Raw genomic sequence first — 12,823 nt, 5'->3', positions numbered from 1 at the left:
GGTTTATCGATTAATCACCGAGCTTAGCGTAGGTTAATGCTCATATTTGGCGTTGAAGCTACGGCGATATCGGACTCGAACCAGCGAGAAGTGATGGTCTTGGTCTCGGTATAAAAACGCACCGCTTGCTTGCCATAAGCATGTTGATCGCCGTAGAAACTGCCCTTCCAACCGGTAAATGAGAAGAAAGGTAATGGCACAGGAATAGGTACGTTAATCCCCACTTGGCCGACTTCGATTTCGTGTTGATATTTACGGGCCGCCGCGCCGCTAGCGGTAAAGATAGACGTGCCATTGCCATAAGGGCTTGCGTTGACTAATTCGATGGCGGCTTCTAAGGAGTCTGATTCCATGCAACACAGCACTGGGCCAAAGATTTCTTCCTTGTAAATGCTCATCTCAGTGGTGACTTTATCGAACATGGTCGGGCCAATCCAATTACCGGATTCATAACCTTCCACGGTAAAGTCGCTGCCATCGAGTAAACACTCGGCGCCTTCGGCTTTACCTTGGGCGATAAGTTTAAGCACCCGCGCCTTGGCCGCAGGGCTGATAACCGGACCATAACCCGCTTCTTTATCGTCCCATAAACCTGGGCGAACTTTGGCTAACGCTTCTTTTAATTCTGGGATCCACTCTTTAGCGGCACCAACAAACACGGCAACCGAAATCGCCATACAACGCTGACCCGCCGCGCCCACAGAAGCGCCAACTAAGTTGTTGATCACTTGCTGTTTGTTTGCATCAGGCATAATAACGCAGTGGTTTTTCGCACCCGCAAAGGCTTGCACGCGTTTTAAGTTATCGGTACCCGTTTTATAAATATACTGACCCACAGCCACAGAACCGACGAAAGAAATGGCTTTAATCGCAGGGTCTGCCAGCAGGATATCTACGGCGGTTTTATCGCCATGCACTAATTGCAATACGCCCTTAGGTGCGCCCGCCTCAACAAACAGCTCAACCAGACGCTGCGGCGTCATAGGATCTTGTTCTGAAGGCTTTAAAATGAAAGTGTTACCGCAGGCAATCGCCAATGGGAACATCCATAACGGGATCATCGCAGGGAAGTTAAATGGCGTAATACCCGCACACACACCGAGTGGTTGAGTGTAGCTGTAAGTGTCAATTGAACGCGCGACGTTCTCGACGGTTTCACCCATCAATAATGACGCCACATTACAAGCATGTTCAGCGACTTCGATACCACGCCATACATCGCCCTTGGCATCTTCGAAGGTTTTACCGGTTTCCTTTGCAAGAATGGTCGCCAGTTCGTCGTGATGTTCTTTTAGCAGATGTTGATAACGCAACATGACGCGCGCACGTTCAGACACTGGCACTTCTTTCCAGGTTTTAAAGGCCGCTTTGGCGCTGGCAATCGCGGCGTGAACTTCTTCGCTAGTGGCAGCATTAATCACAGCAATCGGCGAGTTATTCGCGGGATTGGTAACAATAATCTGTGATGTGCCCGTACCTTGGATAAACTCGCCGTCAATGTAATGCTTTACTTGTGTGGTCATGTTGCAATCCTTTCCTTGTAGAGTGATGGGCTGGCGGTGCGATATTATGATTATCCTCAAGGGAAGTGATTGCCCTTGCCAGCCCCGTCTTGTTGATTTAACTAAAACCTGATTTGACTAAAACCTTTGCAATTAAACCTCAATGGCCATCGCTGTTGCTTCACCGCCGCCGATACACAGCGAGGCAACACCGCGTTTAAGGCCGCGGGCTTTTAAAGCATGAATTAAGGTCACCAGCAAACGTGAACCCGAGCAGCCAATAGGATGACCTAAAGCGCAAGCGCCGCCATTGACGTTAACTTTAGCTATATCTAAACCCAGTTCAGACACGGCAAGCATAGTCACCATGGCGAAGGCTTCGTTGATTTCAAATAAATCGACTTCATCCGTTGACCAACCCACATTGGCCAGCAATTTCGCCATAGCGCCGACTGGTGCAGTGGTAAAGAGTGAAGGCTCTTGGGCGTGGGTCGTGTGGCCTTTGATGGTGGCTAATACAGTTAAGCCTAAACGCTCAGCTTCGCCGCGAGAGGTCAACATCAATGCCGCTGCGCCATCGGAAATAGAGCTAGAGTTAGCCGCTGTGATAGTGCCATCTTTGCTAAAAGCTGGGCGCAGCGTAGGAATTTTTTCTGGTCGAGCATTACCGGGTTGCTCGTCGGTGTCGACAGTCACATCACCGCGACGATCACTAACTGTGACTGGGGTAATTTCGGCCTTAAAGGCGCCCGAGTTAATCGCCGCATTGGCTTTTTCGAGCGAGCTTAGGGCGAAAGCATCCATCTGCTCGCGGGTAATACCAAATTCATCGGCGGTTTTCTGGGCAAACGTTCCCATAGCGCCACCCGTGTAGGCATCTTCAAGACCGTCTAAAAACATATGGTCGAGCATTTTGCCGTGGCCCATACGCATGCCGCCGCGGGCTTTATCCAATAGATACGGCGCTTGGCTCATGCTTTCCATACCGCCAGCGATCACCACTTTTGCACTGCCCGCTTTAATCAAATCGTGGGCTAACATGACCGTCTTCATGCCTGAACCGCATACTTTGTTCACAGTAGTCGCCCCCACTGAAAGTGGTAGCCCCGCACCTAAAGTAGCCTGACGTGCAGGCGCTTGACCTAAACCTGCGGGTAATACACAGCCCATCAAGACTTCATCAACATGCTCACCCGCCAATTGAGTCTCCACCAACAAGCCCTTAATGGCTGTCGCGGCTAGAGTCGGTGATGCAACGGATGACAAACTGCCTTGAAAACCACCCATAGGGGTGCGTTTAGCGGCAACAATAACGATCTCTTGATTTAACTGTTCAGTACTCATGGAAACTCCAACCTAAATTGACCACAGGCTTAGTGCTCGCCTCTGCTCAGGACGTTTAATAAAATCGACAATAAAACCACTCTGACGTTTACGCGAACGTAAAGCAAGTATTCCTTGGTCTAATGTGTCGATTATCTCGGGTGAAAATTGTCAGTAAGGATTTACAGCGAAATCGGAAATTGAGGATAAAAAGGGAGTCTGTATCAACAAACCAATTTGGTGGTTGCCTACAAAATAACTATGATCAACTAGATAGTTAGCATTTTTATCAACTAGCTCAAATAGGTGCATAACAACAGGAATACATGACTCAATGCAGGAATTTAAGAACATCGATATTCAAACAATTGTTCCTATCCTATAGTGGAAATACCAAACACTCTAACCTTATACAACCTAGCCAAATAACCCTAAATAGAAGTAGGAAGGAAAGACATGCTCAATAAGATGACGCTTAAGACCCAGTTTATCGGGGTTATTGCTATACCTTGTATTGCTCTTATCTTGATCAGCTTGACGGCGCTTCAAGGCTTATCTGGTATGCAAGATCAAACTAAAAAACTCGCTGAAAATACTAGCGCACCATTAAGGTCAATGGCGGAGGTCGCTTCCCGAATTCCCCGCATGCGAGTGGGCATTGATATTATTATTCTGCAAGAAATACCAACGATGAAGGATCAAAAAGGCGTATTAACCCGAGTGACAGAAACCCGGGCTGAGGATATTCCAGAAATGGATGCAGCATTAAAAGCAGCACGTGACGCCCAAGTAAACCCCATCACCCGTGCCGAAGTACAAAAATTGATCGACATCTTTGATAAAGTCAAAAGTGACGAACTAGCGCCTATGCTTGCTGCGATGGAAAGCGGAGACGTGGCAAAATCGCAAGACATTTATCGTAATCAATTCGCAGCTAGCTACAACATTATGCGAAAGAGTACCGATGCCATTCTTGACTCGTTACTACAACAGGGCAACGCCAGCTTCGTAGAGAGTCAACAAAACTACCAAAATACACGCATGGAAATGTTCGTGGTATTGGCCGTCGCACTGATTATTTCCATTTTTCTAGGGTTTGTAATGCTGCGTCGTCTACGCCTTCGCGTGGCGTTATTACAACAACATATTTCTTCTGCCAGCGATAAACTTGATTTACACAATATGATTGAGTTAAAGGGGCATGATGAATTAAGCGATATTGCCCTGCATTTTAATCAGTTTGTGCTGAAGATACGTAATGCGATTGAAGCTGTGGCAGAAAACTCTCGTCAACTTGCCCATACTGCAAATGATGTCGCAAGCAAAGCCCAAGCAACCCATAGAAATTGTATTAACGAGCGTGACCGTACCACACAAATTGCGACGGCAATCCATGAAATGGGTACTACAGTGGAGAACATTGCCGACAACGCAACCCAAGCCGCAAATGCGGCTAAAGAAGCCGATAATCAAGCCCATAGTGGTGCAAATCTTGTTGCACAAGCTCGGCAAGGTGTGAGTTCGCTATCAATCGAAATTCAACATATCAGCAGCGATATTGCCTCGCTAGCCATGCAAACCAACTCAATTGGCAGCATTTTGGATACTATCCGAAGTATTTCAGAACAAACTAACCTGTTAGCACTCAATGCCGCGATTGAAGCCGCACGTGCAGGCGAAACGGGACGCGGGTTTGCTGTCGTCGCTGATGAGGTGCGAAACCTTGCGAGTCGTTCGGCATCGTCAACAAATGAAATTCAAACCATGATCGATAAGCTGCAAGAGCAATCAGCCAAAACAGTGTCAGCAATCAAACGTGGTCACGAACAAAGTGGCATGGTCGTAAAACAAGCGGATGATGCCAATGACTCCTTAACACTTATCACCTCACATATCAGCCAAATCAGCGATATGAATATTCAAGTCGCAACAGCAACAGAAGAACAGTCTATGGTTGTGGCTGAAATAAGCCGAAATGTGGAAGATATCAATCAATTAACCACAGAAACATCGGAAATTGCTGATGAACTAACAGCATCGAGTGCAAACCTGCAGAAGCTATCGATTCACTTAGATAAATTAGTAACGCAATTTAAGTTGTAACACTGTAAACGCGTAGTGCATTCAATAGAATCACTGCACTACGCGCGTCTTCCCCAAAAACAGTCTAAGGCAATGTTTCTTGGCGCGATTCCCACGGTGTCATCGCCGTCATATCACTTAAGTCATAAGGTGTTAATTGATAAACATAATAATTAAGCCAATTACTGACCAATAAACTACCGTGGCTGTGCCAACGGGCAATGGCTTCGGCTTCAGGATCGTTATTGCGATAATAGTTCTGTGGCACATTGGGATTTAAGCCTTGTGCTAAATCCCTATGGTATTCATCGTTTAAGGTCAATTTTTGATACTCAGGATGGCCCATCACAAACAAGTTACGATTATTGCGGCTTAGTACTAAATAGGCCCCTGCTTCATCGGATTGCGCTAACACTTGTAACTGTGGGTGCTGCCTAATGTCTTCCACATCCATCTCGGCAAACCGAGAATGGGGTGCAAAAAATTCATCATCAAAACCACGTAACAGCGGGAAATGCTGACAAGTACGTCTATGTACAAACACGCCAGAACGCTTCTGTTGTAATATTTTTCGATTTAAACCATAGAGATGATACAGGCCCGCATGGGCCGCCCAACATAAAAACAGCACTGAGGTGACATGCTCTTGGGACCAATCGATAATTTCACGAATATGATCCCAATAGACCACATCTTCGAAATCGATTTGCCCAAGTGGTGCTCCTGTGATGATAAGGCCGTCGTAATTTTTGTGGCGTACATCTTCAAAGTCACGGTAGAAGGTATTCATATGATCGATGGAAGTATGCTTGGACTCTTTGTCGTGAATACGCAGTAAATCCACATCGACTTGTAAAGGCGTGTTACCCAGCAAGCGCAATAACTGGGTTTCGGTCTCTATTTTGTTCGGCATCAAGTTCAAGATCAGCACCTTCATCGGCCTGATATCTTGATTCGCTGCCCGCGTCTCGGACATAACGAAAATATTTTCTGACTCTAATACCCCTGCTGCGGGCAAATGATCTGGAATTCTAACCGGCATACCGCGCCTCTTCTGTTCGTAAAAAACAACGGATTCGGCGCGTTTGCTATCTATATTTACCGCAAATCACTCGCCGATTTTTTCAAGTATTATGGTCATGGCCTCGGTTGAATTAAGATCAACATGGTAGGCCTGAGTATTAATAAACAGTAACTTATCACCGAGCATAATTCGTGCACCTATGGCATAAGTATGCCCTTGCTCAAACTGATCGCGCCCGATAACAAAACTAAAGGGGGTTGGAGTGCCAGCACCTTGTTTAACCCGTTCAGCAATCACTATTGCAGGCACATCCATTTTGGATACATCGAGCAATTGCACAATTAGTTTTGCTTCTGGCGGCAATGCAATGCGCTCACGGTAAATTGCCTCACCCTTGATTTCGACAATTGCATTGGGTGTCGCACAACCCGCCAATAAAGCCACAACAGTGATGAATACCATTGCAGTTAATCTCTGCGCCACTAATCTCAATGCACTTAACTTTAGCCATTGACTCATTACGTTTCTCCTAATCATACATAAAGACTTCTGGATGTCCACATGTCCATACTATAAATCTTGTCTTGATGAACATATGTTCCTATCATAAGCCACCATTTCGTTGACGATAAATTTATGACCCAAGCAACTGCAATCATTGTGGGCGCTAGCTCACATTTGAGCCGTGAACTTGCAAAACAGTTGGCTGAACAGCAGGTTGAATTAGCCTTGTTTGCTCAAGATCCCGAATCATTACGTGAGTTTGCCTCATCCTTGCCCACAAAAGTACAAGTATTTGCGCTGCAGATAGAGCAACCACAAGCCATTATTAGTCAACTTGAAAGTGTGTGGCAAAATCTAGGTGGAGCACACTTAGTCTTAGTTAATACAGGCCTTAATAGCTACGATCCCGCGTTACCATGGTTACCAGAGCAAGATATTATCGACGTAAATGTGCGTGGTTTTGCCGCGATCTGCAATACGGCATTTAGACTATTTCGTGAACAGGGTTATGGCCAATTGGCAGCAATTAACTCTATTGCAGGCCTGCGCGGTGGACCAAGCGTGGCTTATCACGCCTCAAAAGCCTTTGCACAGAACTACCTTGAGGGCTTAAGTATGCATGCCCAGCGCCTTAAGTTACCCATTACCATCACCGATATCCAACTCGGCCTACTCGATAAAGCTGCGATGCAGCAAAGTGCGATATGGCTTGCCCCATTGCCACAAGTCGCAGCGCAAATCATCAAAGCAATGAAACAAGGTAAACGTCGTGTCTATGTCACCAAACGCTGGCGCCTTGTCGCTTGGTTAACTAAGATTTTGCCCGAGTTTATCTACAACACTCGCCATTGGAAGGCTAAAAAGCCTAAGCATTAAGTTATCTTTGGTATTGTAAACATTATTGCAATCAAACAAAAAAGGAGCCCTCGGCTCCTTTTTCGTTATTTCTAATAAATTAGAAAGTGTAGCCAACACTAATCATATAAACCCATGGGTCAATATCTGTTTCGATTTTAACGGGTGCACCTTGGTATTTAAATTCTACATCTGTGTCTATCTTGGCGTACCAAACTGATCCATTGACCAACCAGTTTTTATTAACTTGATAATCTAAGCCAACCTGCGCAGCGAGTCCCCAAGAATCGCTCATATCTAGGTTAGTTAAATCCCCACCTAAATCATTAGTGAATTTATTATCAAAGAACTTTGTATAGTTCACACCTGCACCAATATAAGGGCGTAATTTTGATTGTGCGTCACCAAAATAATACTGAACCACTAAGGTTGGTGGTAAATGTTTCGTTTCAGCAATCTTACCCACACCCGCGAGTGATACATCATGGCTAAATGGTGTTGCTGCCAATAACTCAACCCCAATGTTATCGGTCAACATATAACCAAAGTTCAGACCAACTTGAGTATTATTATTGACTTTAAACTCACCTAGATTTGCGCTAGGGATAACAACATCTTGACTTGATTCATTTGGGGCAACAACTACGGCACCCGCACGCACGATAATATCACCGGCTTGATGAGCAGAGACAGAAGCAGTAAAACCAGCGGCTAAAAGGGTCGCAGCGATAACAGTAGAAACGATATTTTTATTCATCATCATACTCCATATGTACAACATAGGTTTTTGTTTTGTATTACATCCTTAACATTTACGGATTACACTGCCAGAGATATCCACTGCTTTTATTGATCTAAATCAATCCACCCCACCAATACCCACTTATAGGTATCACACTTGGGATCCTAATCACGAAACGCAAACATTTATTGATAATACCCCTTTAATTTATGTGATACGCAGCATTTATTAGTAACACCTTATTCACCTAATAAGGGTTAATACTTAAATTTAAGCGCAACATTTTAGTTACACTGATTTGTGGGCAAAATAAGCCAATGCGGTTTATTGGAAAGTGAGAAATTTAACGCTTGGGGGGGATAAAAATAACCGTGATATGCAAGTTAAACATTAATAGATTAATTGAAGTAAAGGATATTGAATAAGCCAACCTTTATCCAAAACGCGTTGATGAAAAATCGATAATGCTCTACTGGGATTGGCTGTCAGTTTTAATTCAAAGAGTGAATTTACACCAAAAGGAGCGACCAATGTTAAGGCATTCACTCGTGGCGTATTACTCAATAGGTCACTAGTGTTTTTTTGATAACACACACCAACTGCCGTTTCTAATTCCGGCCAATAGGTCATGGCATCTATGCAAGACAGATAAGGGGGATCTTGATTTTTAAGGTGCATTCGCGCCTGATTTTTTACCGACCAAGGTAAATCAGGCGCTTGTTTATAGAGATAAGCTTCAATCGCCCTATCACGTTCAGGGCGAGTATCTAAGGGGCAAAAATAAATTAAATCAATATCATTGAGTAGACTATACTGAAACCCATGTAAACGATCCCATACGAGATTGCGTACAAATCCCGCCGCAAGGCACCACTGCGGCATAGAGTGTACTTTGGCGCATAGGAACGCAAGTTCAAGCGCCCTCATCCGCTCGCAATCTTGGGTTATCCATTCGAGTAACTGACTCTTTCGTTCTGCTTCATTCATCACATCACTATTGGGTTTACTGTCAACGAAAAGCATATTGAGCATGAACAGTACCATTCATATTATCTATTTATCCGCGTCATTCGTTATATTGCGTCCGCTTGGCGCTCTGGCGCAGCATTGGCAAAAGCGTCAAGCTGATTACACTCTGCCCACACGCGCATGATATTCGGATATGGCGTTAAATCCACATTAAAACGCTGAGCGTTATACACCTGTGGTACTAAACAAAGATCGGCTAATGTCACTGAGTCCCCGAAACAATAACGACCGCTGTGGCGCAGAAGCTGAGTTTCAAGTGCTGTAAATCCAATAGCAACCCAATGGTGATACCAAGTATTTTTAGCTGTATCATCAACCGCTAAGGTTTGCGTTAAGTACTGCAATACCCGTAAGTTGTTTAGTGGATGAATTTCACAGGCAACCGTCAGCGCCATAGCACGCACATGGGCCCGTTCGAGTGCTGAGGCAGGTAATAGCGGTGTTTGAGGATATAATTCATCAATATATTCAATAATGGCTAAAGATTGAGCTAGCGCATCTCTGTCCTCATCATCACCCACCACTAAGGTGGGGACTAACTCCAGTGAATTAAGTGCACGATAGGCAGCCGTATGCTGCTCACCACCATCACGTACGAGATGCACTGAAAACTGCTCAGCTAAAATCCCCTTGAGATTAAGGGCGATACGAACCCGATAAGCTGCACTGGAACGCCAATAACCATATAGTTTCATCTAATTATGTCCTTATAAATGCCATTACAAAAACGGGGCAATTAAGCCCCGTTACTCTGAGTCGATATTCGCTTTAAAGGGAAAAAACTACGCTTTGTATTCAACTACTTTTTGATCGATTGAACCGAAAATCGACACTCCGTTATCATCGAGCATTTCGATGCGCACAGTGTCGCCAAAACGCATAAATGGCGTAGTGGCTTTGCCTTCAGCAATCACTTCTAACATACGTTTTTCCGCTAAACAGCTTGAGCCTGCGCTGCGGTCATAATTAGAAATCGTACCTGAGCCAATAATAGCACCTGCTCCTAATGGGCGAGTTTTGGCAACATGGGCAATTAATTGGCTAAAATTAAAGGTCATATCGACGCCTGCATTCGGACGACCAAATAATTCACCATTTAAATAGGTGATCAACGGTAAATGCACTTTCGAATCTTCCCAACGGACACTCAATTCATCCGGTGTCACAGCCACAGGCGAAAAACTGCTCGATGGTTTAGATTGGAAGAAACCAAAGCCTTTCGCCAGTTCACCCGGGATCAAGTTACGCAATGACACATCGTTAACTAACATCAACAATTTAATGTGCTTAGCTGCATTGTCAGTACTCACTCCCATAGGCACATCATCGGTAATAACCGCAATTTCAGATTCAAAATCGATACCCCAATCCTCACTCGCCAATGGGATATCCGCTTTAGGGGCAATAAAACTATCGGAGCCGCCCTGATAAAACAGTGGATCGGTCCAGAAGGTTTCTGGCATTTCTGCGCCACGGGCTTTACGGACTAGCTCAACATGATTCACATAGGCGCTACCATCGGCCCATTGGTATGCTCGTGGTAATGGTGATAAACACTTGGCCTCATCAAACGCTTGAGCGTTATCTAACATGCCTTCATTTAACGCATCGTACAATTCTTGCAATTGTGGTCTCAGTAAATCCCAACCATCGAGTAATTGCTGCATAGTATGGGCAATGGCAGGTACGGCAACCGTTTTAGTGAGATCGCGGCTGACTAACATCAACTGACCATCGCGGCGACCATTGTTATAACTAGCAAGTTTCATATTGGCTCCAGTGCTCTTGGGCTAAGCGTACAATTTTATTGTGCAGGGAAACGCGCTGCGTCACCCAGCTGATATTCTATTTTTCTAAATTTGACTCACTTAAGGACACACTCTTTTATGCCGTTTGCGCTAACAGATACATGTTCCCTTGAGTGTTGCAGTGTCTTTATTGCGCGTAGAAATACCCGATACCGACCAAGATTCCTATAGCGTGACACAAATCACATTTAGAACACTTATTTCACATTTCGTAAACTAATCATTACGTTTATAACCCAGTTGCCGCTTATCAATATCTCGGTAAGCAATATGCCTGAAAAGTCGGCAACTAAGTGGAACGATACGGTTACATCTATCGCATCAAGCCAGCGATACACTGTCTAACGACGCTTGGTTATTTTGTATTCACGCAGTTTATTGGCAATAGCAGTGTGTGACACACCGAGCTTTTTCGCCAACTGGCGAGTGCTCGGATAGGCCGGATATAATCGGCGCAATAGACTCGCCTCAAACTGCTTCATTGCATCATCGAGATTACCTTCAAATTCATTATCAAAGTAACCAAAACCTTCGGCGTAGGAAGGCAATTTAAGCTGTTCCACCGTCAACTCTGCCGAACCATCCCACATTGACACCGCTCTAAATACGGCATTCTTTAATTGACGCACGTTACCCGGCCAAGCGTAGGTGAGCAAATGATCGCGGCACTGGGCCGAGATGCGGCGCACAGGGCTCGATAACTGTTGGCTATAATGTTCAAGGAACATTTCAGTTAACGGGATAATATCCACCTTGCGTTCGCGTAATGAGGGAATGTGGTAGCTCAGTACATGGATGCGATAATACAAATCTTCCCTAAACTCACCGGTTTGGCACAGTTCGGCTAAATTTTTCTGGGTAGAGCAGATAATCCGCACATCCGCACGGACTTCTTCATCACCGCCAATACGTCTAAAAGTGCCATCTTGCAATAGCCGAAGCAGCTTAACTTGAGCAGCCTTAGACATTTCCGCCACTTCATCGAGAAATACTGTGCCCCCCTTAGCTTCCTCAAAGAATCCTCTTTTGACGACTTTGCCCTGACTGACATAACCAAATAATTCTTCTTCTGCGGCGCTGTCGGGTAAAGCTGCGCAGTTAATGGCAATAAACGGTTTTTCGCGACGCATGCTGGCATCGTGACTCGCTCTAGCCATTAATTCTTTACCAGTACCCGTTTCTCCCGTTATCAATAACGGCGCATCAAGCTGTGCCATACGCCGCGCTTGCTTAAGTACCTCTTTCATTTTGTCACTGCTGGCTAACACATTTTCAAAACCCATTGTTTGATTTTGCAATGCATTAAATTGTTTACCGACACGTGCGGGAGATTTTAGTGATACCACTGCACCCACAAGGATGGTTTTATCATCGTCATCAGGCAGATAGATAGGCAGCATTTCGGCAAGATACTCATTCGGGCCAATTTGTACCCGTGCCGCTTGCGGTAATACTTGGCTTTCACTTAACCAACGGCTGAAGTTGAAACCTTGTACCCAATGATTTAATGACTCATCAAGTACTTCATGCTCCCCCATACCAATATTCAATAACGCAGACTCATTTACAATACGAATACGGGCTTTGACATCAATGGAGAAAACGGAATCGGGTAATGTTTTTAGAAGGGTTTTTAGGGCGTAATGCTCTTGTTCTGATGGCATAAACGACACGGTACGCACATCGTGAACACTTTCCACTTTGCGAATCTGTGGCATCAAAGCACTTAAGGTTTCAAAACTGATTTCAGCAAACTGTAGGTACAAAAAGCCTTGGTTACTGGCATCTATGGCAATCAAATTAATACCATAGCGTTCTAACACGACTAAAATATCTTTCGCTAAACCCACGCGATCTTGACAACTGACTTCCAAGCGCATAATGACTGATATTCCCTTTTTGATTTGAATTTTGGGATAACCCGTGCAGAGCTATTATCCATACATATTAGTAA

The 12,823-nt window shown here is 44.8% G+C and carries 11 protein-coding genes; 2 read left to right on the top strand and 9 right to left on the bottom strand.

Translation table 11 applies throughout. The features are described 5' to 3' along the window. Positions 1-23: 23 nt before the first annotated feature. Positions 24-1,523: a CoA-acylating methylmalonate-semialdehyde dehydrogenase gene (locus MZ182_RS06685; RefSeq protein ID WP_011919010.1), complete on the bottom strand. Its 1,500-nt coding sequence runs from the start codon at positions 1,521-1,523 to the stop codon at positions 24-26. Positions 1,524-1,655: 132 nt separating this feature from the next. After that, positions 1,656-2,846 carry a thiolase family protein gene (locus MZ182_RS06680; protein ID WP_248065693.1) on the bottom strand — a complete coding sequence of 397 codons (1,191 nt, stop codon included), beginning with the start codon at positions 2,844-2,846 and terminating at the stop codon, positions 1,656-1,658. Positions 2,847-3,281: 435 nt separating this feature from the next. Here MZ182_RS06680 and MZ182_RS06675 point away from each other — a divergent pair, with 435 nt between their 5' ends. Then, entirely contained in the window at positions 3,282-4,928 is a 1,647-nt protein-coding gene (locus tag MZ182_RS06675) for a methyl-accepting chemotaxis protein (RefSeq protein ID WP_248065692.1), read from the top strand. 64 nt (positions 4,929-4,992) lie between these two features. Here the strand turns inward: MZ182_RS06675 and metA are convergent, their stop codons facing one another. Then, positions 4,993-5,949 carry a homoserine O-acetyltransferase MetA gene (gene metA / locus MZ182_RS06670; protein ID WP_248065691.1) on the bottom strand — a complete coding sequence of 319 codons (957 nt, stop codon included), beginning with the start codon at positions 5,947-5,949 and terminating at the stop codon, positions 4,993-4,995. 66 nt (positions 5,950-6,015) lie between these two features. Beyond that, on the bottom strand, positions 6,016-6,450 hold the full coding sequence (locus tag MZ182_RS06665) for a YbaY family lipoprotein (protein ID WP_011919007.1): 435 nt from the start codon (positions 6,448-6,450) through the stop codon (positions 6,016-6,018). 117 nt (positions 6,451-6,567) lie between these two features. On the opposite strand from MZ182_RS06665, the gene MZ182_RS06660 reads away from it, so the two are divergent. After that, the gene (locus tag MZ182_RS06660) at positions 6,568-7,311 is read left to right on the top strand and encodes an SDR family NAD(P)-dependent oxidoreductase (RefSeq protein WP_115015578.1); all 744 of its coding nucleotides are present in this window, start codon (positions 6,568-6,570) and stop codon (positions 7,309-7,311) included. Between the two features lie 79 nt (positions 7,312-7,390). On the opposite strand, the gene ompW is transcribed toward MZ182_RS06660, so the two are convergent. The 5 genes from ompW to tyrR all read right to left on the bottom strand — a co-directional run bounded on the left by ompW (position 7,391) and on the right by tyrR (position 12,749). Next, entirely contained in the window at positions 7,391-8,050 is a 660-nt protein-coding gene (gene ompW / locus MZ182_RS06655; protein ID WP_248065690.1) for an outer membrane protein OmpW, read from the bottom strand. Positions 8,051-8,422: 372 nt separating this feature from the next. Continuing rightward, positions 8,423-9,064, bottom strand: a complete 642-nt coding sequence (locus tag MZ182_RS06650) for a nucleotidyltransferase family protein (protein ID WP_086023730.1) — start codon at positions 9,062-9,064, stop codon at positions 8,423-8,425. A 41-nt stretch (positions 9,065-9,105) separates the two neighbouring features. Then, positions 9,106-9,756 carry a maleylacetoacetate isomerase gene (gene maiA / locus MZ182_RS06645; RefSeq protein ID WP_011789986.1) on the bottom strand — a complete coding sequence of 217 codons (651 nt, stop codon included), beginning with the start codon at positions 9,754-9,756 and terminating at the stop codon, positions 9,106-9,108. 87 nt (positions 9,757-9,843) lie between these two features. Then, the gene (locus MZ182_RS06640; protein ID WP_115015584.1) at positions 9,844-10,830 is read right to left on the bottom strand and encodes a fumarylacetoacetate hydrolase family protein; all 987 of its coding nucleotides are present in this window, start codon (positions 10,828-10,830) and stop codon (positions 9,844-9,846) included. A 380-nt stretch (positions 10,831-11,210) separates the two neighbouring features. Beyond that, entirely contained in the window at positions 11,211-12,749 is a 1,539-nt protein-coding gene (gene tyrR / locus MZ182_RS06635) for a transcriptional regulator TyrR (protein ID WP_011919002.1), read from the bottom strand. Positions 12,750-12,823: the final 74 nt, after the last annotated feature.

This window comes from Shewanella sp. JNE2, from assembly GCF_023159115.1.
GTDB classification, from domain to species: Bacteria; Pseudomonadota; Gammaproteobacteria; order Enterobacterales; family Shewanellaceae; genus Shewanella; species Shewanella putrefaciens.
This window is presented reverse-complemented; position numbering and strand designations above follow the sequence as displayed.